General features: G+C 43.7%; 20 protein-coding genes. 12 read left to right on the forward strand and 8 right to left on the reverse strand.

Annotated elements, in window-relative coordinates:
* Positions 1-7: 7 nt before the first annotated feature.
* From moaD to GWI56_RS06930, 5 genes are all read left to right on the forward strand, one after another.
* Positions 8-259: a molybdopterin synthase sulfur carrier subunit gene (gene moaD, locus GWI56_RS06910; RefSeq protein ID WP_006079756.1), complete on the forward strand. Its 252-nt coding sequence runs from the start codon at positions 8-10 to the stop codon at positions 257-259.
* 1 nt (position 260) lies between these two features.
* Positions 261-728 carry a molybdopterin synthase catalytic subunit MoaE gene (gene moaE / locus GWI56_RS06915; RefSeq protein WP_198572494.1) on the forward strand — a complete coding sequence of 156 codons (468 nt, stop codon included), beginning with the start codon at positions 261-263 and terminating at the stop codon, positions 726-728.
* Positions 729-807: 79 nt separating this feature from the next.
* Positions 808-1,611, forward strand: a complete 804-nt coding sequence (gene modA / locus GWI56_RS06920) for a molybdate ABC transporter substrate-binding protein (RefSeq protein ID WP_198572495.1) — start codon at positions 808-810, stop codon at positions 1,609-1,611.
* The gene (modB, locus tag GWI56_RS06925; protein ID WP_105251087.1) at positions 1,611-2,291 is read left to right on the forward strand and encodes a molybdate ABC transporter permease subunit; all 681 of its coding nucleotides are present in this window, start codon (positions 1,611-1,613) and stop codon (positions 2,289-2,291) included. Before modA ends, modB begins: the two co-directional genes overlap by 1 nt.
* On the forward strand, positions 2,272-3,375 hold the full coding sequence (locus GWI56_RS06930; RefSeq protein ID WP_113941347.1) for an ABC transporter ATP-binding protein: 1,104 nt from the start codon (positions 2,272-2,274) through the stop codon (positions 3,373-3,375). The genes modB and GWI56_RS06930 overlap by 20 nt, the downstream gene beginning before the upstream one ends.
* A gap of 48 nt (positions 3,376-3,423) precedes the next feature.
* Here GWI56_RS06930 and GWI56_RS06935 read toward each other — a convergent pair whose 3' ends face one another.
* Entirely contained in the window at positions 3,424-6,783 is a 3,360-nt protein-coding gene (locus GWI56_RS06935) for a transporter substrate-binding domain-containing protein (protein WP_242068370.1), read from the reverse strand.
* A 163-nt stretch (positions 6,784-6,946) separates the two neighbouring features.
* Here GWI56_RS06935 and GWI56_RS06940 point away from each other — a divergent pair, with 163 nt between their 5' ends.
* On the forward strand, positions 6,947-7,585 hold the full coding sequence (locus GWI56_RS06940) for a response regulator transcription factor (RefSeq protein ID WP_168826430.1): 639 nt from the start codon (positions 6,947-6,949) through the stop codon (positions 7,583-7,585).
* Between the two features lie 2 nt (positions 7,586-7,587).
* On the opposite strand, the gene GWI56_RS06945 is transcribed toward GWI56_RS06940, so the two are convergent.
* From GWI56_RS06945 to GWI56_RS06960, 4 genes are all read right to left on the reverse strand, one after another.
* Entirely contained in the window at positions 7,588-8,802 is a 1,215-nt protein-coding gene (locus GWI56_RS06945) for a hypothetical protein (protein WP_198572497.1), read from the reverse strand.
* Entirely contained in the window at positions 8,799-11,267 is a 2,469-nt protein-coding gene (locus GWI56_RS06950) for a CS1-pili formation C-terminal domain-containing protein (RefSeq protein WP_198572498.1), read from the reverse strand. Before GWI56_RS06950 ends, GWI56_RS06945 begins: the two co-directional genes overlap by 4 nt.
* Positions 11,268-11,371: 104 nt before the next feature.
* Positions 11,372-11,860 carry a CS1 type fimbrial major subunit gene (locus GWI56_RS06955; protein ID WP_198572499.1) on the reverse strand — a complete coding sequence of 163 codons (489 nt, stop codon included), beginning with the start codon at positions 11,858-11,860 and terminating at the stop codon, positions 11,372-11,374.
* 23 nt (positions 11,861-11,883) lie between these two features.
* A complete protein-coding gene (locus GWI56_RS06960) occupies positions 11,884-12,603 on the reverse strand; it encodes a hypothetical protein (protein WP_198572500.1) in 720 nt (239 codons plus the stop codon).
* Between the two features lie 230 nt (positions 12,604-12,833).
* On the opposite strand from GWI56_RS06960, the gene GWI56_RS06965 reads away from it, so the two are divergent.
* Positions 12,834-13,574 (forward strand): EAL domain-containing protein, encoded by a 741-nt coding sequence (locus tag GWI56_RS06965; RefSeq protein ID WP_028759552.1) that lies wholly within the window; start codon positions 12,834-12,836, stop codon positions 13,572-13,574.
* 38 nt (positions 13,575-13,612) lie between these two features.
* Here the strand turns inward: GWI56_RS06965 and GWI56_RS06970 are convergent, their stop codons facing one another.
* Entirely contained in the window at positions 13,613-13,777 is a 165-nt protein-coding gene (locus GWI56_RS06970) for a hypothetical protein (protein WP_105251095.1), read from the reverse strand.
* A gap of 484 nt (positions 13,778-14,261) precedes the next feature.
* On the opposite strand from GWI56_RS06970, the gene GWI56_RS06975 reads away from it, so the two are divergent.
* The 4 genes from GWI56_RS06975 to GWI56_RS06990 are packed head-to-tail and all read left to right on the forward strand — an operon-like array spanning position 14,262 to position 17,553.
* Positions 14,262-14,783, forward strand: coding sequence for a hypothetical protein (locus tag GWI56_RS06975; RefSeq protein ID WP_131524044.1), 522 nt, complete (start codon positions 14,262-14,264; stop codon positions 14,781-14,783).
* Between the two features lie 60 nt (positions 14,784-14,843).
* Entirely contained in the window at positions 14,844-15,521 is a 678-nt protein-coding gene (locus GWI56_RS06980) for a response regulator transcription factor (protein WP_006079763.1), read from the forward strand.
* Between the two features lie 49 nt (positions 15,522-15,570).
* Positions 15,571-16,827 (forward strand): HAMP domain-containing histidine kinase, encoded by a 1,257-nt coding sequence (locus GWI56_RS06985; RefSeq protein WP_105251097.1) that lies wholly within the window; start codon positions 15,571-15,573, stop codon positions 16,825-16,827.
* A gap of 33 nt (positions 16,828-16,860) precedes the next feature.
* Positions 16,861-17,553 carry a TIGR01621 family pseudouridine synthase gene (locus GWI56_RS06990; protein ID WP_198572501.1) on the forward strand — a complete coding sequence of 231 codons (693 nt, stop codon included), beginning with the start codon at positions 16,861-16,863 and terminating at the stop codon, positions 17,551-17,553.
* 26 nt (positions 17,554-17,579) lie between these two features.
* Here the strand turns inward: GWI56_RS06990 and GWI56_RS06995 are convergent, their stop codons facing one another.
* The gene (locus GWI56_RS06995; protein WP_198572502.1) at positions 17,580-18,749 is read right to left on the reverse strand and encodes a GGDEF domain-containing protein; all 1,170 of its coding nucleotides are present in this window, start codon (positions 18,747-18,749) and stop codon (positions 17,580-17,582) included.
* Positions 18,750-19,008: 259 nt separating this feature from the next.
* On the opposite strand from GWI56_RS06995, the gene GWI56_RS07000 reads away from it, so the two are divergent.
* Entirely contained in the window at positions 19,009-19,176 is a 168-nt protein-coding gene (locus GWI56_RS07000) for a YqaE/Pmp3 family membrane protein (RefSeq protein ID WP_198572503.1), read from the forward strand.
* Between the two features lie 72 nt (positions 19,177-19,248).
* On the opposite strand, the gene GWI56_RS07005 is transcribed toward GWI56_RS07000, so the two are convergent.
* A complete protein-coding gene (locus GWI56_RS07005) occupies positions 19,249-21,426 on the reverse strand; it encodes a TonB-dependent receptor (protein ID WP_168826443.1) in 2,178 nt (725 codons plus the stop codon).
* Positions 21,427-21,597: the final 171 nt, after the last annotated feature.

The following is a 21,597-nucleotide window of genomic DNA, read 5'->3' on the forward strand; positions in this document are numbered from 1 at the left end:
GAAGACTATGATTAACGTGTTGTTTTTTGCTCAAGTTCGAGAATTGTTGGGCACAGCTAAATTAAGCCTAGAGGCGAGCGAGCAGACACAAACTGCCGAAGCATTACGGGCAACGCTGGCGGCAACCGACGACAAATGGGCTAAAGTATTAACCTCTGACAAATTGCTGGTGGCGGTAAATCAGACCATTAGCCAATGGGATACACCTGTAAACGATGGTGATGAAGTCGCCTTTTTCCCACCGGTTACAGGAGGTTAATATGCGTTTATTACCTGCAGTTCGAGTGCAAGAGGTCGATTTTAGTGTTTCTGACGAATATCGCCAGCTAGCTCAAGATGATAGCGATGGTGCCGTAGTCACTTTTGTCGGCAAAGTGCGTGATTTTAACGATGGTGCCGTGGTGACAGATTTAACCTTAGAGCACTATCCGGGTATGACCGAAGCCGTGTTAGAACAAATCGTTGCCGAGGCGCGTAGCCGCTGGCCGCTCAATAAAGTGACGGTTATTCACCGTGTCGGTACTATGGCTCTGGGTGAGCAGATTGTGTTTATCGGCGTAACCAGCGCCCATCGCAAGGCCGCTTTTGCTGCTTGTGAATTCTTAATCGACTTTTTAAAAACCAAAGCGCCATTCTGGAAATTAGAAGCGGGCGAGCAAGGTAAAAGTTGGGTTGAAGCGAAAGATGCCGATGAACAAGCGGCTAAGCTATGGCAACACAAAGACTAGTCGCGTGACAGAGATACTCGTAGTCGCAACGCAGCTTGCCAGTTTAAGACCCGCGCGAATATTGCACTAAGGTGACCCAATGCAGAGTTTGACCCGTTTCTTTCATACCTGTGTTTTTGCATTACTCTGGTGCTTGGCGGTCGTGCCATCGACGAGTCGCGCGGCGGATAATACAGCGATTCCCGCAATTGCCGCTGCCTCTGATTTACGTTTTGCCCTCGATGATATTAGCCAAAAATTTACCAATGAAACTGGGCTAAAAGTAAAAATATCCTATGGGTCATCGGGCAATTTTGCTACTCAAATCCAAAATGGTGCGCCCTATGAATTATTTTTATCTGCGGATGAAAAATATATTCAGCAATTGCATAGTGCTGGCGTTGCCCGCGATGCTGGCGTGCTTTATGCCCAAGGGCAACTCGCTATTGTTGTACCTAAAACAGGTCGTTTGTCCGTTGATCCTGAACTTAAGGGGCTAGCCGAAGCACTCGCTGCAGGAAAAATTACCCGTTTTGCTATTGCTAATCCTGATCACGCTCCCTATGGCGAAAAGGCCAAAGAAGCATTGCAGTTTGTGCAGTTGTGGGATGCGATTCAACCTAAATTGATCCTTGGGGAAAATGTGTCCCAAGCAGGGCAGTTTGCGATTAGTGGTTCAACCCAGGGCGGGATTATTGCGCTCTCTTTAGCTATGTCTCCTACTTTTGCCAAACATAGTGATTACGCCATAGTGCCAGCAAAAATGCATAGTCCACTGTTTCAGCGTATGGCATTAATGGCCAAGGCGGGTGAAACAGCTCAGCATTTTTACGATTATTTAAGAGCTGATAGTGCTCGTCGTGTTTTGGCCGATTATGGTTTTGCATTGCCAGAGCAACCATGATGGATTGGCAGGCACTTTGGTTATCGGTCAAGCTGAGTGGCATCACAGTTTTAGTGTTGATTCCTTTAGCTATTTTGGCTGGACGAGCATTAGCCTATCGTCAATTTGTCGGCAAATCTTGGGTCGAGGCGCTGATCATGGTGCCCTTAGTATTACCGCCGACTGTGATTGGTTATTACTTGCTGGTGGGGCTTGGCAGTCAAAGTTGGCTCGGACAATGGATTGAGCAAGTCATGGGTCAGCAACTCGTGTTTCACTTTTCTGGTCTGGTTATCGCCTCCGTTTTAGTCAATATTCCCTTCGCAGTGCAGCCGATACAACGCGCCTTTGAAACTGTACCTAATGATGTTCGCGACGCAGCGGCTTGTTGCGGTATGAGTCGACTTAAAATTCTACTTAAAATTGAATTGCCTATGGTGTGGCCGGGTGTGCTAACGGCATTAGTTCTGTGCTTCTCCCATGTGCTTGGGGAGTTTGGCGTTGTGCTGATGATGGGAGGTAATATTGCTGGCGAGACTAAGACGATTTCGATTGCAATTTATGACAGTGTGCAATCATTCGATTTTAATGCCGCTGGCACTATGTCATTAGTCTTATTGCTGTTTGCCGTGACGGCGTTAGCACTAACAACCAGTCTATCGCGGCGTTTAGGAGGTCAGCGTGGCGCAAATCATCGCTGATCTGCAGTGTCAGATCCAAAATCATAAACACATTAAACTCAACGCCGATTTTCGCTGTAAAGCGGGTGAAGTACTTGCTGTGGTAGGGCCGTCTGGCGGTGGAAAAACCACGCTGCTACGGATGATCGCTGGGTTAAATCATCCCGATACGGGACAAATCCACTTTGGCGATCGGCCTTGGTTTGATGATAAAGCGCGTATCGCCTTAAGCCCGCAGCAACGCCATATCGGTTATATGCCGCAGCATTTTGGCTTATTTCCGAATCTCACTGCCTTAGAAAACGTAGTCGCTGGACTTGACCATATCCCCAAATCGGAGCGCATACCGCGCGCGAAAGATTGGCTCGAACGGGTCAATCTACAGGGATTACCCGATAGATTACCGGCGCATTTATCGGGCGGCCAGCGCCAGCGCGTTGCGCTTGCCAGAGCGCTTGCCCGTGAACCGTCGGTTTTGTTGCTGGATGAGCCTTTTTCTGCGGTGGACAGGGAAACCCGTGAGCGATTATACCTTGAGCTTGCGCGCCTCAAAGAGCTGTTACTCTGCCCAGTGATTATGGTCACCCACGACTTAAATGAAGCCTTACTGCTGGCTGATTCGATGATTTTGATCAGCCAAGGCAAGATGCTACAGCAAGGTGCACCTTTCGAGGTATTGTCGCGACCACGAAATGAAGCTGTGGCTAGGCAGATGGGGCTAAGAAATATTTTTGATGGTGAAGTGGTATTTCAAGACTGCACTAAAAATCTCACTTGGCTTAAATTTGGCGAGCAGCTTATTGCCTGCGACTATGGCAAAGATCGCCCTGTGGGAAGTCGAGTCCGTTGGGTTATCCCCAATCAAGGTATTCGTTTTAATTCGATATCCAAAGGGCGTTTATGCCGCAGTTTTAATAAATTAGATGTCACGATCGACGCTATGTTGGTGATGGGCGAATCCGTTCGGCTCATCTGCTACGTCACTGGCACCTCATTACAACTTAACACTGAAGTCTCGCTGCATTTTGCCCAAAAGCTTGCTCTTACTAAGGGGATGCAAACTACGGTGGCACTCAAATCCGAACAAATTCATATTTTGGAATAGCTTAGCCCTTAGTCCACCATGATAACTTTGAGTAAACCTGCCACCATATTAGGTGCGATTTCGCATTATCGTGTCTAGCTCACTTATCAATTGGGCTATTGTTGTTTGAAATTGAGCTAATTCCGCTTCAGCATTATTATTTCCCTGTTGCCTCATTTTTTCTTCGAGTATCCAAGCGTGCTCTGCTATTGATGTGAGCCCTAACATACTGATAGTTCCCGCACATCTATGGATCTTATCCGCAAGTTGAGGTGCTTTAAGTTGAATATCCTGAAGTGAGATTTCGAGCTCAGTTTTAAACATTAATAGCATTTTGCTTAATGTCTCTTCCCGACCAAAGGCATCCTCTAAAATTTTTATATCGATAAGTGCTGGTTTTGCAGAGGGTAGCCATTTCAAAAGCATTTCATACAACTCATCTAAGTGCAGTGGTTTTGCCAGTAAGTCATCCATCCCAACTGCCATGCACTTTTGTTTTTGCTCATTTAGCACGTTGGCCGTGAGTGCGATGATGGGAATATGTTGCCCCTCGATTTCCTGCGATCTCACTTGTTGGCAAAAAGTGTAGCCATCCATCACTGGCATGCGGCAATCGCATAACACTAAGTCATATTGAGTCTTTTGCATGAGGGCGAGCGCTTGGGCACCGTTATCTGCAATATCACATGTTAGGCGTAACTGTTTCAGCTGTCGCTGCACCAATATCTGATTAAGTTGATGATCTTCAACTAATAATATTTTGCATTCTGGCCAGTTAAACTTAAATTGAATATCCCTTTGCGGGGTTGAGACGATAGTATCAATCCACCCCATGTTGATGTAACAAACATCCTTCACAGCTTGCGATGTTAAGGGATTTGCATTCAATAAACATTGCTCATTTTGATATCTATAACCCAGTGCTTCATTAAAGTGAGTGCAGAGTATGTGTTGCCGATCATCCGAAGCATTATCAGTAAACAACAGGTCTGCATTGGCTTTATTCTCTGTTAATACAATGCCTAATGAAGCTAAATGCCAAGATAAAGTGTGACGTAGTTTTATATCGCCGATGGCGATATATGCTTTTAATCCCTGTAATTGCTCATCAAATTCATTCTGAGCCACCACAGGTAAGCGAATGCGTAAACCAATAAATGTGCCTAAATGAGGGGCGCTATTCAGGATGATGTCGCCGCCCATCATTTCGGCGAGTGTATGGCTAATGGCAAGGCCCAAACCTGCACCACCATAGCTACGTGTTGTCGAGACGTCAGCTTGCTCAAAAATATTGAATATTCGCGCTTGAGTCTCAGTGTTCATGCCGATACCCGTATCTTGTACGCCAATGAGTAGTAATTGTTGACCTTCTTGTTCGGCTTCAAGCTTGACTGAGACTTCAATAAACCCGCGTTCAGTGAATTTAATGGCGTTATTTACCCAGTTGAATAGGATTTGCTTTATGCGAAGACTGTCTCCTGTTACCCGTGCTGCTACGCCTTGGTCAACGTGTAAGTAGAGGCTTAAGCCTTTAGTGCGTAAATCATTCATGACCATATTAAGCGTACTATCGAGAACTTCACGCAATAGTATTGGTGTCGATTCTAGACGCATTTTTCCCATGTCTATTTTAGAAAAATCGAGAATATTATTAATGATTTGGAGGATTTCTTCCGCGCCATTACTAATGATTTGCACCATTTGTTTTTGTTCTATGCCAAGAGGGGTAAAGCTGAGTTGCTCTGCCATACCCACGAGTCCATTCATGGGCGTGCGGATCTCATGGCTCATGGCTGCGAGAAATTCAGCTTTTCTTTTAGTGGCTTGCTCGGCGTTTTCTTTTGCGATGGCTAGAGCATTTTCGACGATGCGCCGTTTATTGATTTCTTGCCTGAGTTTTAAATAGGCTATGGTTAAGCCGCCAATGAAAAGTAGTAACCCTATCGCAATCGGCAGTAGTGTTTTGAGTAAGGTGTGCCAAGAGATGCCTTCGCTGTAATTTACGGCTAGCCAAGTATTGCGGATCTGCTGTTTTTCTTTCTCACTCATACTGGAGAAAACACGGTTAATTAATGGGATAAGTGGCCAATAAGGTTCACGAACGGCAACCGCGAGTTCATCTTTATAAGGCGTTGGTGCCGCTACTCGTAATTCATCGTCAAATTTGTCGTCGATAAGCATGGTCACAACGGCCAAATTACCTATGTAAGCCGCTGCTTTGCCCTTTGCGACTAAGGTCAGGCCCTCGTCGGGATTGGCTGAAACTACAACATCGATATTCGGGTAGGCTTTTTTAATGCTTGGCAGCAGTAGATTATCTGTGATGACCACACGTTGAAAGTTCAGTTCTGACAGCCCCGCTATTCGCGGACTGTTGCGGGCAGTGGCTATAACAATAGGGAAAGACGTAAACACTTCGCTCATGTGCCAGTTTGGATATCGTGCTTTTAATCGCGTTGGAATAATGGCGAGATCAATCTCATGGTTAACGAGTGCGCTTTGGATTTCATCCCACGTTCTGGTTTTTTGTGCCGCATAATCTAGCCCTAGTTTTTCTCTAAATTGCTCAAGATAATCAGCAAGTAAACCAACCAAGATGCCTTTATTGTTAACCGAAGAGAATGGCATCCAATGACTTACAAATCCGACTCTGAGTGAAGGTAAACCTGCCAGCCATTCGCGTTCATTGGGTCTAAGTAGAAAATTACTGTGGCCTAAAAAATGAAGATCACCCATACCCAGCCAAGTCACTTCGAGAGCATTGCGCTCTTCTACACTCAGAGCCATTAAGGCGTTATCGAGTTGTGTTACAAGCAGGCTATTGTTCTTCGTGATCCCTAAATGTAAGTTTTCCATCATCAGGGGGGCTTGGGCAACGATAAGAAGTTCAGGGTGTGCACTAATGTATTGGTTAGCAACATGAAGATTACCGATATAGGCATCGGTCGTTTTATCAATGACGGAGGAAAGTGCTTGTTCTGTATTAGAAAATGTTACTTCTGTTACGGTTGGATAATGCAGTTTGACTAATTTCTCAGTCGAGAATCCTTTTTCAACGGCGATCCGAGCTTGGCCAAATTCACTCACATCGCGAAAAAATCGGCTGTCGTAACGAATAACGACAACAGTAGGGGAGGTGTAGTATGAGCGGCTAAACATAAGGCATTGAGTACGTTCAACAGTACGAAAAGCGTCAAGCAAGACATCGACTTCCCCATTGCAGCCAGCAGAATAGAGGCTCATCCAATTGGGATAAACCTTCCAGTCAATTTGGTAATTAAGATTTTTGGCGAGTAGTTGTATGAGTTCGACACTAAATCCCGTTGTTATCTGGTCATTAATTTGTTGAAAAGGTCCCCAGCCATTGGCGAGTACGCCTACTCTAATTGTTGTGGTTTTGGGCTGTTCGGCATGTGTGATAAAAGTCATGCATAGCAGGGATAAGCAACTGAAGATGCAAAGAAGTTGGTAACGCATTTTTTGAGTAGCACTCATCTCTATGACCAAAGTGTATTAAGTCTCGAAAAAAACACCGATGCCAAGTAGTATAGATAAGGCATCCATAAGTTCACATTATCACGAGGAGTTATATATGGCTTTTAAGATCATCCTTGCCGACGATCACCCTATTATACTCACTGGCGTGCGTAGTTTGATGGCTGAAATGCAGCCAAGTTGTGACATTGTTGCTGAAGCAAATAATGTTTCCGAATTATGGCGTACATTAGAACAACATGAATGTGACTTATTGATCACAGACTTTAGTATGCCTAATGATGACAATGTCGATGGTATGGCCATGATTAAACAGCTAAGACGAAAATATCCAAATTTACCCATAATAGTATTGACCCAAGTACATAATTTAGGTGTATTACAAGCGCTGTTACAGATTGGAATACAAGGCTTATTATTAAAAAAATCAGTCATTGCCGAATTAGAGAAAACAGTTAAAAAAGTATTATTAGGTTCTGTTTACATTGGCGAAACTGTCCGTGAATTATTAAATGAACAAGGTATTAATCAATATACCATCCCAGTTGAACTTTCACTGAAAGAAATAGAAGTGGTACGTTTACTGGCAAACGGCATGTCAGTGACTCAAGTTGCCAGCTATTTACACCGCAGTGTAAAAACCATAAGTACCCAAAAAACCAATGCGATGCAAAAACTCGGTTTAAAAAGTGACAGTGAATTGTTTCATTATGCACAGCAACAGGGATTATTTTAATGTTAAAATGGAGGGATTTCAGCCTCGAACATAATAGTTACATCCCCTTGGTAAGTGCTTCCTGGATATTTCATCATTTCAGTTAAGTTGGTTTTGTTAATTTCAAACAATAGCTTTCTTGCAACATTGATATATTCCCCATCTGTATTTGTAAAATGGTACTTTGATGTCGATAGCGGCACTGATTTTCCTATACCATTTATATAACTGATTTCTATATTTGTTTTGTGACTGTTTTTAATGTTTTTAAGTTGGCACTGGCCATTGTTTTGATATTGGCAATAACTCAATGAAACATCAAATGGTGCGCTAAACCAAAGCTTAAACGGCAATTCAGCTTTCAAGTTGGTGGGTGTTTTACCGCTGTTAATCCATGGTGCCCAACCTTTGGGTGGTTGCAAGATCACTTTATTGCTACCAGCAGGGAACTCAACCTTAAGTTGATGCGTGACCCTTAAGGTAAATTCTATGGTTACGTTTGAGTCTGAATAGGTTGCATCACCAAAGTCGAGATCTTTATTGCGTCCAAGGCTCAAGGTTAAGCTGCCCTTATAAGTGCCATTTTCCATTTTTAAAGGATCGGGAGGTTGCAGTTTATAACCAATATAAATCCTTTGAAGGGTGATATTCTTTGATGATGTGAATTCCGGGTTAAATTTATTGTTGTAACAAATGCCTCCAGACTGTTGGTTAGCATTTTTTATATCATAAAAATAATCTAAAATACCAATGCTTGCCCATATTTCCAATCTAAGATTGCAATCGCCTTGAACGCTATTCAACCAATATGATCCTGTATTTCCAGCTTCTTTAACTGCATTCGGAGTTTGAGATGCCCCAATTTGTGTTAGTTTGAACTTCATTTTATGTGTTGTGCTGCTCCCTTTTTTTATTAGCTCTACTGTTTTTTCACCAGAAAACTTCTGATAGGTAATAGCATGTTCGAGTTTTTGATCATTCTTTATTAATTTTTCTAATATTTTAGTCTCTACTTTTATTGCTTGTTCTTTGTCTAAAGATGCTGTGCCATTACACCAAAATTCAGGACCTGAGCTGTTTGTTGATACTGAGCAAGGGGTGGTATTAATAAACTTACTACCATTAATATCATAGGGCGCAGGTTTATATTCAGCAGTAACCTGAATGGTGGCGGCTTGTGTTAATGGGTTAAGTAATAGATATCCCATTAAAATATATAAAGTGTAACGATAGTTCACTTGGCTAGGCTCTCTGTTAATGTTTGCTGTGCCCATGCTTGGGTGTTGCAAGTGATATTGCCTAATAGCAACAGGTTCTGTTCACGTTTAACACGGTGTAAATCGAGTTCAAGGTTGCACTCTTGTATACCTTGATACTCCACTTGCAGGCTTGGGTGGCGTTCACTCATTTCAACGGCAAAAAAGCCATCGGCCTCACTCAAGCTGCGCCCCGCATGGTTGGCGATAAGCGCGCCTTTAAGTGGTAATCCCTGCTGATTCACTAAGCGGCCAATCACAGTAACAGTCTTCATGACTTTGATTTGCTGGTAACTGACGCCTCCCTTATTGAGGTGGTAGTGCAATACGCTCGGTTGGATAACCGAGGGGGTATCGTCGTAATCCTCTAAGGCGAGTTGTACGCTACCATTGCGATAGGCTGTTACTGGTACTAAATTGCGTCCGGGTTTTAAGGTAACACTGCCACCATGCTCATCTTCTGCCAGTAAAATGATGTCAGGGCTGTCTGCCATCACATCGATTATCATGCCTGCATCGTAGTTTTGGCTCTGACCAGAGAGACTGAGCTCACCCTGTTGTCCTACAGCAAGCATACTATCGAGGTTTATGCCGCCTGTGATGCCACTGTTATAGGAGGATGACTGTGCATAGGCATCGCCGCTGATTATGTCGTTATGAAAGCGGCTATTGACGGTTGCACCAACGCCATAGCTATCCGTGTTTAGTCCCATCCCTATGGTTTCAATACCACGCCAGTCTAATTGTTGTTGGTAATCAACATAGGCATGCTGTTCTTGCCCGCCAGAACGTGAAGTTCTGCTGCCTAAGCCACCACCGATTCGGCGTGTTTGATCGCCTAAGTTCATACTGAAATAAAGTGCTCCGCCTTGGTCGCGCTGACCTAAGGTGTTAATACTGCCGGGACGATCGAACGCATTTAAACTCCAACTCATTTGGCGTCCCCAGAGTTTGCCGCTGTACTGCCAACCTAAATCAATTCCTTGACCTTGCTCAGATTGATGTGACAAATAGGCCGAAACAGAGTGACCTCCGCCTAAGTTATGTTGCAGCGATACACTCGACTTTTGAGGATTAGAGTTCGTAATATCACTGCTTTGCGATTGGCTGAGTTGTTGCTGATGGCTGAGTACAAAACTACCTTGCCTGTAGCTATAAACTGCTTGCAAATCAAAATCGCTGCCCTGTTGTTCATTCATCACCCAATTACCAAAAAAGCGCAGTTGTTGGTTCCAGTCCCAATCGGCCGAAACGCTGTAGTGCCAGCCTTTATCCATAAATTGAGCCGCGGCGCCAAGGATGATCGCCGGTGTTAATAAGTAGTTTGCGAGTACCCCCGTGCTGAGTCCGCGTCTGCTTTCATCATCCCAATTCGTTATGTCTTGTAACTTTTCTCCAGCAAACAAGTTCACCCGAAAGGGTTCTTCAGTGTTTTGCCATTGAATGGGTTTGTTAATGATTTCTCGACGACGTTCAGTGACTTGGCCATCTTCTAGAATCCGAATTTCAACTTCATATATGCCAGATGGTAATACTTTAGTATCAATGGCTTGTAAGCCTGCGTTAATCTGTTGTGAGTTGATCAATTGTCCATTTTGGTAGATTTCTACCACACCTGCACGATTCGGAGTGACATAAATGGGTGTTGCACTGGCATAGGCTTGATCGACCAATAACTGATTAGAGTCACCCAACATCACCCCCATCACAGCTTGTGAGCTGCCGCTATAAATGATGGGCTGACGAACTAAACCTTGGGCATAAGGGGAGAAATACCCGAGTCGATAGAAGTGTCCTTCGTTTTGACGTTCTGTATACAACTGTTGAATAGTCGAGTTGAGTGTCTCTTCATTATTTTGAGTGACTTCACCTTCAAGTAGTGTGGTCCACTGGCCTAAACTTGCTTGGGCTTGCAAATTATAACGGCCTGCGTAATCGCTCTCATTGGATTGACTCCAATTGAGTTGTTGTCGAAATAGCGCGCCGTAGCTTCCCTGTTCAGGCAAGGCATAGTAGTGTGAGTTTGATGGCTGCTTTTCGATATTGGCCGTTAAAATAGATAATTGAGAGTTCTCCAAATTATATTCAATCGCTAATATGCCGCCCTGACAGCCTTTTGAGCACAAACCCAACTTATGTTTTTGGTTTAATTGCGCTATCCATAATTGTTGCTGACGTTCGTCAAGATCGCTTTCGCTCACGTCAACGAGTTTTAATAGTTGCACACTGGTATCGAGTCCTAACACTATTTCACCTTCGCCAAGCAATTTATTATCGATGGTGATTCTTACTGTTAATGGGGCATTAAAAAAATGCTCATAAAATCCATCAGGCAAGTCTTGATATTGCTTTAGCAGCTTGAGTGAGTCTGATGGCGTATTATTAGCTAAAGAGCAAGAGCTAAAGATTAGCGTTGCGATCAGAATCGTCAGGATCAAAGATGACAAGTGTGCTGCCTCATATCGAAAAAATGAAAAGCATGAGTCGTTAACTTGAAAATTAATAAAGCTCCCTTTGCGGGAGCTTTTTTGAAATTTAACTTAATAAATCTCTATGGTTTTTTAGGTGGTGTTTCAGATTCGAAAATCATATTGACCATACCTTGGTAGTTACCTGCGACATAGCCGCTTGCTGGGACAGTTGGAATGATCTCTAGTGCAAGGGTTTTACCCGTTTTAGCATTGTCGACATCGACTAATTCTGTCGCAGATGTCTTCAGTTCAATACCGCCCACTTTAACTGTTAGTGCAATATTATCATTGCCACTGGCGATAATGGCTGGGTTTGATAAGTAACCCGTAATAGCACCAATGGTACTTTTCACTTCTAGTTGCTTATTTAATTGATCTAGCTTTTTTGTATGGACGTTATATGCTAACTTTTGCTGGCTGTTGATCCAGTTATCATTGCCTGTTGGTTGCACAAAAAAGTTCTCTGACGGAATTTGTGCAATCACAGTGACTTGATGTTCAATCTTTTCAGCCGCAAATGAGTTCATGGCCACTAATAAGGTTATTGGGGCCGCCTTCCATATTTTCATTACAGTCTCCTTTTAGGGATGCATTAGTTACCAATAACTATGCTTTTGGTTTTATCACCTTCAATCAATTGAAAGTGATAGCTTTCGTTACTATTTTTTACCAGTTGTTTTTTTGAACCGGGTAAGATGTGCAATTTGGTCGCTGTGGAACACTCTTTGGTTTTTTTGTTACATGATTCAAAAAAATCTAAAATAATAGTTGTATTCCCGTTATTTTTTATTTCTGCGTTATTTGTGTCTTCCGTTATTTCAGTCGAGTATTTAGGTTCTTCTGGGGTGATAAATAAAAATGCCCCATAACCTGTTAGTATTTGTATTCCGGCAGTGAGTTCTTCATGCGTTTGTTCAGTTTTTTGCTCATCAAATCCATCATTGTTTTTTGGCTGCACTGGTACAAAGCGAACTCTAAAGTAACGTTCTGTGTCTTTTTTATCTAAGAATAACAATCTCGTTGCTTGTACTCCCTTGGCTGGAATAATTAAGCGAGACGGGCTAGCTATCAAGGCGCGGTTTTCTGTCTCTTGTTCAGGTACTTCATAGGGCAGGCCATTTTCATCATATTTTATTTCGTTAATCGATATTTTAATAAATGCAGTTGAATCGCCCATGTTCATTATTTTTTTCAAATAAGTGGTTTTATTGCTAGGCATATAGTCAAATAAGGTGCCTATGCTTATTTCTGCCGCAGCATAAACTTGAGAGCTATAAAAAATAATACCAAAAAGCGCTAAATATAATCGCATTATTATTGAGTTACCTTGTATTGAGTTGCCTTGATTTCATTTTTGGTTGATGTTGCTGTTAGATTGGAAAAACATTTTAGCTGTATTTTATATGGGTGATTTTTATGCGTTAATAGGAATAGTCCTATAATTAAAGTGCAGTGATTTTTTGTTTTTAGGATTTATCTGATAGAAGCGAGTGCCAATTTAGTTAAAAATAAGTCAGATATATTAATATTCTGTAGGTATCTATGCTGTCAGTTAAGCGTAAAAAAGTGAGTGAAGATATTGCAAGCTGCATTATGTCTGATGTGGTTATGCCTTTTTATCAGCCTATTATCGGGGTTGATAAAACCGTTATAGGATATGAAGCACTTGCACGCCGTTGGGATGCCAAGTGTCATGCATATACAGGTATTGATTTTTTATTGTTAGATAAAAATGCTTCTTTGCATATTGATATATGGATGTTGAGGTCGATTATCAAAGACTTACCTCGATTAGCCGATCAAGGCGTTGGCATACTGTCCATTAATTTAAATCCCATGCCATATAGTGTGACTTATCAAAATTTATTACAAATGCTGTTACTTCAAGCAAAAGTGCTGTGCATCAAAATTTGGTTTGAAGTGTTAGAACACACTTTATTAGACGATAAACAGCATGAATTGATTGAAATGTTACGGGCACGAGGAGCCAGCATCGTACTGGATGATTTTGGCACCCAAGAATGTAATTTCTTACGTATGATGGTATTGCCCTATGATGTCATCAAGTTAGACCGTTCCCTTTTGCTGCAAGCTTGTCGCTCTTCACATTCAATGCGTATGTTGACGAGCTTAGTTGAGTATTTACAGCGATTAGGAATGCAGGTTGTTTGTGAAGGTGTGGAGACTTTGACGCACATTGATGTGGCAACCTTATTGGGATGCGATTATCAACAGGGGTATGCCCATGCTATGCCTGCGCCGATTTCACACTGGGATAGTTAGGACGAATCACGCACTAGCTGCAAATTAACTGAGGCTGTTTATTTCGTTTTTCGCTTACCGAGTAATCCAATCCAAAATGTCCCTTCCAATAGCATGCCTAAGATGATGAACACCAATGCACTGGTGGCGCTGCCATAGGCATAAGCGCTTAATGCTGCTATTAATAACAAGCTTAAGCTTATCCATCGTATGACTGGTTTCATTTTCGCTCCGATTTAAAAATACCGTTACCTGACGCTAAGTTATCTGACTTTAGTCGAGGGAGATTTATTTGCCAATTCCACTTTGTAATGACACAGATAGACTAAAATACCCGCTAAAATTCAATCCTCTTGATTCTAAATGGCGAAATTGAGGGTTATCACTGAAAATGTCATGTTTAAAAATCCTCAGATGATCAAAGCTTAATCTTGTTTCCATCGGTGTTTAAGCTGGTATTAGGTAGACTTAACACATTAGCCACAAAATGATTTAGTGTTTGGCTTATCAGCGATGTAGGTGCTGTTGACGTTGGATTTCAGATCAATTGATGGCCGAACCAGAGTTAACGCTGACACAGTGTGATTCGATATCCAGTGGTAAATTGTGAGGGATTAGCTTGGAATTGTATACAGGCGCAATAGGTCCATCGACTTCTAACTGATTGTCTCATAAGATACAAACTTAGCTGATTTAAATGGAGGGGCCATGAGACTATGGTTGCTAGGATTCATGTTGGTATCTGGTGTCGCAACGGCGGCTCAGAGCATGTATTCGATGTTTGCGGGTGGAGACTATGTACCGCCGTTGAGCGTTATGCAGCAGATTGAAAAAGGGTTCTCCGGTGTGATTGCCGAATTTCATATGGAAGAGCAAGAGGGTGAATTAGTCTATCAATTTGAGTTGATTAATCCTTTAGCAAACTCTATAACGCGGTTTGAATATCGTGCCCGTGATGGTAAGTTACTGAAACAAAAGGCGAGTAAAGTAAGCGCCGATGATCTGGGTGAGGTTGAGGCAACGCGTATGATCGCGGCAAAAGATCAAACCTTTTCAGGTCTAATCATTAAGGCCACTAAAGATCATAAAGCCTTCTTAACCGAAGCAAAATTAGACCACGACTTAGGTATCAGTTACTTAGAACTTAAGCTGCTAGACGATACGGGTAAGTTTAAGTTGGCCTTTGATGTCGAAAATTTACGACCGTTACCTTTACTTAAGTGGGATTGAAATATCTAAGTCAATCGAGTGCTCACACGAGTGCTTAAGATTGAGGAGCGCAACATACAGATGAAAATACTTTTAGTTGAAGATGATGCGACGACGATTGATTACATCGTCAAAGGATTTCTTGAGCAGGGCCACAATATCGAAACGGCGAGCGATGGCCACCAAGGTCTGTCACTCGCGACGAGTAGTCAGTACGATCTCGTGATCCTTGACCGCATGTTACCTCAGCTCGATGGCTTAAAATTGCTGGCCGCCTTAAGGGCAACGGGTAATCAAACACCAGTGCTGATTTTATCCGCTTTAGCGCACGTTGATGAGCGAGTAAAAGGCTTGCGGGCAGGTGGTGACGACTATATGACTAAGCCGTTTGCTTTCTCCGAGTTATTAGTCCGCGCTGAAAAACTGATGCACCGTGGGCAATCTGTGCCTGTGACCACTGATCTCGTTGTTGGTGGTTTGAAGATGGAGTTACTGACCCGTAATGTCACTTTAGACGGGCAGGAGTTGATGCTACAGCCAAAAGAGTTCCAGTTACTTAAGTATCTGATGGAACATGCTAATCAAGTTATTAGCCGCACCTTATTGTTCGAAGCAGTGTGGGATTATCACTTCGATCCGCGCACGAACGTCATCGATGTGCATATCGCAAAATTACGCCGTAAATTTGAAGAGTTAGGCCATGGCGAGCTTATCGAAACCGTGAGGGGAGCGGGTTATCGCTTACGACAAAGGCATTAAGCCTTACCAAAGCAGCGCCTGGCGCATCACAATCGTTTTTTCGACCTTAGTGATAGTGATCATCGGGGCGTTGCTATTTGCCCTTTATCGACAGTTGATTATTGAGCAGCAGTATCAAGTGACTCAATATTTAGAGTCAGAGACCCAACGTTATCAGCAACTTGCCCTAACGGTTGATCGCCGTAGTTTTGCCGCTCAAATCCGCGCCGCCGATCCACAAACGGCCCTGATCGCTTGGCGTAATAGCTACGATATGGTCGGTGCCTTGAGCTTTATGCCCGAAGGCATGCCCATGCTGCCGCAAACGCGGGATTTTCCTATCTTAACCGGTGGCCCGGATAAGCTGCATATTCTTACTGGCGGCCTAGTGATGACCCGCTACGGCCCTGTGTTGATTGCGACCCGTACTGATAACTTAGCGACGTTAATTGATAAGTTTATCAGTGCCGCCGCGACGGCTGTCATGCTTACCGTAGTGTTGACTTTAGCGCTCGGCTATCTGTTTTCTAAGGCGATTTTACGTCGATTAGTGCAATACAACCGCTTGAGTGAACAGATTGAACGCGGTCATTATGATACCCGCTTACCCTTGAGTTGGCGTCAGGATGAGTTCGATATGTTGGCGCTGCAGTTTAATAATGTGCTGGATATTCTCGAAAATAACCTGATGGCAGTGCGTGGTGCGACCGATAATATTGCCCATGATTTACGTACTCCACTGTCACATATCCGTATTGGTATTGAAGAGTTGGCGAGTAAGCCGAGCAATGAGATTAGCGAAGGTTGCGCCATTTTGACCGAGGAGCTCGATCATTGTTTAGCGACGTTTGATGCCATGTTATCGCTCACGCGTATCGAAGAAGGTCAGCAGACACTCGATTTGCAGGAGCTAAGCCTAGCGCAACTGTGTACTGACTTATTGGATATGGCCGATGCTGTGGCTGAATCTAACGAGCAAACCTTGAGTTTATCGCTACTGACAGATCATAAGGTTTTTGGGGACAAATACTTATTATTCCAAGCCTTATATAATCTTGTCGATAATGCGATGAAGTATTCTGGCCAAGGTGCGCGGATTGAGATTATTCAGTCAGGCCCACAAATTCAGATCCGTGATAATGGCCCTGGTATTCCAGACGAGAGTAAAGAAAGAGTGTTCGAACGTTTAGTGCGCCTCGACCCTAGCCGGCATTTACAGGGCACTGGTTTAGGATTATCTATGGTCAAAGCGATTCTCTCACGGCACAATGCCAAAATTAATCTCACGGATAATCATCCTGGCTTAGTCGTCACTATTCAGTTTTAAGTCGATGATCCGCATTACAACGCCGAGTACTCCATGTATCGAATCATAGCCGATGAGGCTGATTTTATTGTTATTTCCAAATCAGCCAAAATGCATTTCCACAGTCAGGATGGGACTGCAGGCGTGGTGGCGCAGGCTGAGCAAGATTTAGGGATTAAGCTTTTTGCTGTTCATCGACTCGATACGCCCACGTCCGGTCTGTTGATTCTGGCTAAGAGCGCGGTCGCCGCCAAGCAATTTACAGAGCTGTTTACCGCCCATAAAGTGCAGAAATATTACCTCGCCCTCGCGAAAGGCAAGCCGAAGAAGAAGCAAGGCTGGGTGATTGGGGACATGGCAAAGTCGCGTCGTAGCATGTTTAAGTTACTGCGGACTAAAGAGAATCCAGCGATTACGCAGTTTTTCTCCTTGAGTGTTGGCGAGGGATTGCGTTTATATTTGCTTAAACCTCACTCAGGTAAAACCCATCAATTAAGAGTCGCCTTGGCGAGCTTAGGTGTACCCATTTTAGGGGATGATTTATACGGCGGAGAGGCCGCGGATCGGTGTTATCTGCATGCATATTGTCTGCATTTTCGCTATGGTGATGACGTGACAGGTTGGCGTGATTACGCTTATCGGGATTTGCCGACTCAAGGTGAGCATTTTGACGCTGAAGGTGTCACTGAGGCGCTAGTTTCATGGCGTGAGCCCGATACTTTGGCTTGGCCTGCGAAAGGAGATTAATCTTTGCAGCGTTATGTTGCAAAAGCCTAACAAGCTTGGCAAATACGGTCTCGGCCCTCAGATTTTGCGCGGTACATAGCTTGGTCTGCTTGAATGAGTAGTTTGTCAGGTTGGCATCCTTGATAAATCGTGGCGTAACCTAAACTGGCATGAATTTTTATCGTAACACCTTGCCAGATAAATGAATTGTCCTTAAGTACTTGATGTAATTTCTCGGCGACGACTCTGGCCGCGGGGGCATCAGTTGCGGGTAAAATTACCAGAAACTCCTCTCCACCGTGACGACATAGGGCGTCATTTTCTCGCAATACTGATCCAAACAGTCTCGCCGCCGTCAGCAGGGCGAGATCGCCCGCATCGTGCCCGTATTGATCGTTGATGTCTTTAAAATGATCAAGATCCAATAAAATCATACTGTAAGGTACTTTATCCCGCAGCCAGCGTTGATGGATATTGTTTAAAAACTTATGCATAGCACGGCGATTCCACAGGCCTGTGAGTTGGTCTCGCTCCGCTAACATGCGGATTTTACTGACAAGCCGCGTCATGGCATTACCTATCATCACGATATTGATCAATAGGGCCAGAAATACATAGAACCAAAGCACAGGTATGGCTTCTTGCGTGTGCATGGCGATAAACATCGGACTTTCTTCGGGAGAAAGCAGGGCGATGAAGATACGAATGATAAAAATACCCACCATGGCGACTAAGGGCATGACCATAGCGATGGCAACTCGATTTCCCGTATCGCGTTTGATGGCAAGATAGTTATCTCGAGTTAACATGGCGAAAATGAGCGCGGCGCAGGCTGAGAATGCGATGGCCAAAATGCGTTCGGAGCTGAAATTAGGTGGAACCAAGAGCATCACACCAGCGGTGAGTGCTAAAAGAATAAGATCCGATTTTACGCTGGGCTTGAGTCTAAAAAGCGCCTTCGTTCCCCAACGCGCTAGAATGAAGCCAAATAAAATCGCCATATCCGAGCAGAACCAAAAAAAGTAACTGGAGGCTTCTGTGCGTTGGCTGTTGAGTATGATGCCAAGGAGGACGAACAAGTTCGCCAGAGAAAAGCGCATACTGGCTTGAGTGGCAATTTTTAACGGTTGTGCAATGAGTCCCCATGCGATGGCAGCCGTGCTAGTAAGCAGGCAAATAAACTTGATGAGTAATAAGGCTTGGGGATCAAATATCATTCTTTTACTTCATATTTTTCTTTAACTATAGATGCTTTTAGGGATTTTCGGTTGGAGTTTAGTGGATATCTTAGTCTACTCTGGACAGATAATGGGTTGAATATCCTTTTTCATTTTAGGGAATGGTAAGGGCCTTCATTTAGGCTGCGGCTGGGATTATTTACGCCTTGCAAACTAAAAGGTTTGCAAATTCTGAGTCTTCCTGCGAAGTTAGATCTTGTTGATTTGCCTACAATCTCCGTTTTGAGGATGTTCTGTTATGGATACAAATAAACTACTTTTAGTCATTATTGCGATTTTATTGCCCCCAGTTGCTGTATTTTTGAAGGCGGGAGCGAGTAAAGATCTGCTAATAAACATAGTGTTATGTTTACTGTTCTGGTTCCCTGGTTTATTACACGCACTCTGGGTCGTGACCAAGGCATAATTTGCTTTCTTCCACACAATAAAAAAGCGCAATGTAATTGCGCTTTTTTATGTTTCAAAATGGGCCTTTCATTTAGAAAGGCAAGGTGTAGCCTATTGTTGCAGTACGCCCCATCCCTTTGAAATAACGATCATTTGTACCCATGGTTTGTGAGTAATAATTGAAATAATCCTTATTAAATAGATTTTGCAAACCTAGGCTCAGGGTGCCAGTGTAAAGCGGCATTGAGAAGGAAGCATCGACTGTCGTGTAGCCATCAAACTCTGCATACTTGTTGCCCGCCGCGTTTTTAAAATCGCGGTCCATGTAGTAATTGGCTTGAACGCGGGTCGACATTTCATTATCGAAGCTATGGGTCCAGAACAGGTTGATACGGTTTGGCGAAATATTTGCACCATCGAGATCGGTATCGACTTGGCTATCACCATTTGAATCGTATTCGCCCTGCTGGAAGGCGATATTCATGCCGAGATCATCATTGCTGGTAATGTAGGCGGTGACATTGGCTTCAATACCATCGATCACACTCTTTTCGCGCTTCACGTCGTAGAAACCATCACTATTTAAGGCCAAACGTGAACCAAAATCAGTGGCGGAACGATAGTAAGCTAGCTTAGCGCTTAAGTATTTACCTTGGTAATCGGCGCCGACTTCAACGTTATCTGTGACGATCGGTGTGAGCGCCAGTGAGCCATCTATGCTGGGATTGTCGCCGGGGAAGCTTTTACCATCACGCAGAATTCGGCCGATATCCGGCATGCCAAAACCTTGGTTATAGCTGGTATAAACACGAATGTCAGGAGTGATTTTATAAGAGATACCGACGTTAAATAAGGTTTCATCGAAGGTGGCTGAACCGCCCGCAATTTGCTTATTGCCTGCACCCCATAGGGTTTTGTAGTCATCGACACTTAACTCGGCATGTTCGTAACGAACACCAGTCGATAAGGTTAAATTTTCAATTAAGTCATAATCTAACTGTAAGTAAGGCGCAACGTTGTCATAGGTACTTTCGGGAACCCATGAAAAGCCAGTTTTTACTAAGTCTTGCTCAGTGGTGTCGCGGAAAAGGTCGACACCGTAGGCCGCATCAATTCCTGAGCCGGCAATATCCTTAGCGATCAAGGCGCTTTTTAAACCCCATTTAACCGAAGAGTTACGCGATTGCTCGTAGTACAAGCTTTCGCCTTTACTGCCAACACCGCATTGGATGACTTGATCGCTGCCTTCGAAGGATGGATCGTAGAAGCTATCGAAACAGCCACCGCCATAAACTGCTTTAAAATCTTGATTAAAGAGTTGCAGGCTAAGTTGTTGACCACCAATGTTGGCGTGGGTGTAAGTCAAACTTGTGGTGGTCACTTGGTTGTTGGCGGCTTCCCATGGCTGAGTTTCTTTAACTGCACCTGTGGGTACACCATTGGGCTTGTCACCTGCAACGGGCATCCAATCGCCATTGTTGTCTGCATTGTAATGGTTAACCATTAATTCAAGGCGAGACTCATCGAAGTTATGGCCAAGCTTAATGAAGAAGTCTTTACTCTGACTATCCATCGACTCGCCTTGAGTCGTGTCGACACCCACTACGTTATGATTAGCATCGTAATAGACGCCATTATTGCGGTAGCTAACCGAACCTATCATGTCGATAAATTCTGACTCGCCAGAAAACGCATAGCTAGCACCAAAGCTTAAGCCATTGGATTTCATTGAATCAGGCACTGTGACATCGAAACTAGCAACCTGTTCGCTGTCGCCTGTAGGCTTTTTAGTGATGTAGTTGATGATGCCGCCTTGGGCACCGAGACCGTGCATGGCATTGGCGCCGTGAATGATTTCGATGCGCTCAATCATGGCAGGATCTATAGTTTGTCCCTCTCTACCACCACTGCGAAGTGGGTTCGATTGAGGCACGCCGTCGATCATAATCAATGGCGGACGACCACGCAGGGTTTCACCTGTGTTACTCATCTTCTGGCGGCTCGGTGAAAAGCTAGGCGCTAAGTTACCGATAATAGTCGATAAATCTTTAGTGGTGCGGAACTGTTCTTCTAATTGGGCGCGGTCGATGATAGTGACAGTATTGGGGATCGAGCTGGGGGATTTATCCATTCGACTTGCGGTGACAGTGATTTTTTCTATGTCTTTATTTTTGTTGTTTGGACTGTTGTCGGTGGCATCTTGGGCCGCAGCGGATTGGGTTAACGCTGCTAATACGGCTAAAGCAACAAACGAGGTTTTGAATGTCATATAACTTCCTGCTAAGGGTGAATGAGTTTGTTACACCGGCTCCCTTGGCATAGGTTAATATTCCATTAAATTGTATTACAAATGATAACGATTTTTATTATTCGCGATTTTAGGGGAGGAATTACAGCTTGTCTAGTCACGCCATACAGGAAATTGCATGATTTGACGACA

This window comes from Shewanella sp. DW31 (assembly GCF_015767295.1).
Taxonomy (GTDB): Bacteria; Pseudomonadota; Gammaproteobacteria; order Enterobacterales; family Shewanellaceae; genus Shewanella; species Shewanella oncorhynchi.

Coding starts and splice junctions, on each gene's coding strand:
- moaD (WP_006079756.1), top strand. CDS start 8: ATGATTAACGTGTTGTTTTTTGCTCAAGTTCGAGAATTGTTGGGCACA.
- GWI56_RS06975 (WP_131524044.1), top strand. CDS start 14,262: ATGAGACTATGGTTGCTAGGATTCATGTTGGTATCTGGTGTCGCAACG.
- GWI56_RS06970 (WP_105251095.1), bottom strand. CDS start 13,777: ATGAAACCAGTCATACGATGGATAAGCTTAAGCTTGTTATTAATAGCA.
- GWI56_RS06965 (WP_028759552.1), top strand. CDS start 12,834: ATGCTGTCAGTTAAGCGTAAAAAAGTGAGTGAAGATATTGCAAGCTGC.
- GWI56_RS06995 (WP_198572502.1), bottom strand. CDS start 18,749: ATGATATTTGATCCCCAAGCCTTATTACTCATCAAGTTTATTTGCCTG.
- GWI56_RS06935 (WP_242068370.1), bottom strand. CDS start 6,783: ATGACTTTTATCACACATGCCGAACAGCCCAAAACCACAACAATTAGA.
- GWI56_RS06940 (WP_168826430.1), top strand. CDS start 6,947: ATGGCTTTTAAGATCATCCTTGCCGACGATCACCCTATTATACTCACT.
- GWI56_RS07000 (WP_198572503.1), top strand. CDS start 19,009: ATGGATACAAATAAACTACTTTTAGTCATTATTGCGATTTTATTGCCC.
- GWI56_RS06990 (WP_198572501.1), top strand. CDS start 16,861: ATGTATCGAATCATAGCCGATGAGGCTGATTTTATTGTTATTTCCAAA.
- GWI56_RS06980 (WP_006079763.1), top strand. CDS start 14,844: ATGAAAATACTTTTAGTTGAAGATGATGCGACGACGATTGATTACATC.
- GWI56_RS07005 (WP_168826443.1), bottom strand. CDS start 21,426: ATGACATTCAAAACCTCGTTTGTTGCTTTAGCCGTATTAGCAGCGTTA.
- GWI56_RS06955 (WP_198572499.1), bottom strand. CDS start 11,860: ATGAAAATATGGAAGGCGGCCCCAATAACCTTATTAGTGGCCATGAAC.
- moaE (WP_198572494.1), top strand. CDS start 261: ATGCGTTTATTACCTGCAGTTCGAGTGCAAGAGGTCGATTTTAGTGTT.
- GWI56_RS06960 (WP_198572500.1), bottom strand. CDS start 12,603: ATGCGATTATATTTAGCGCTTTTTGGTATTATTTTTTATAGCTCTCAA.
- modA (WP_198572495.1), top strand. CDS start 808: ATGCAGAGTTTGACCCGTTTCTTTCATACCTGTGTTTTTGCATTACTC.
- modB (WP_105251087.1), top strand. CDS start 1,611: ATGGATTGGCAGGCACTTTGGTTATCGGTCAAGCTGAGTGGCATCACA.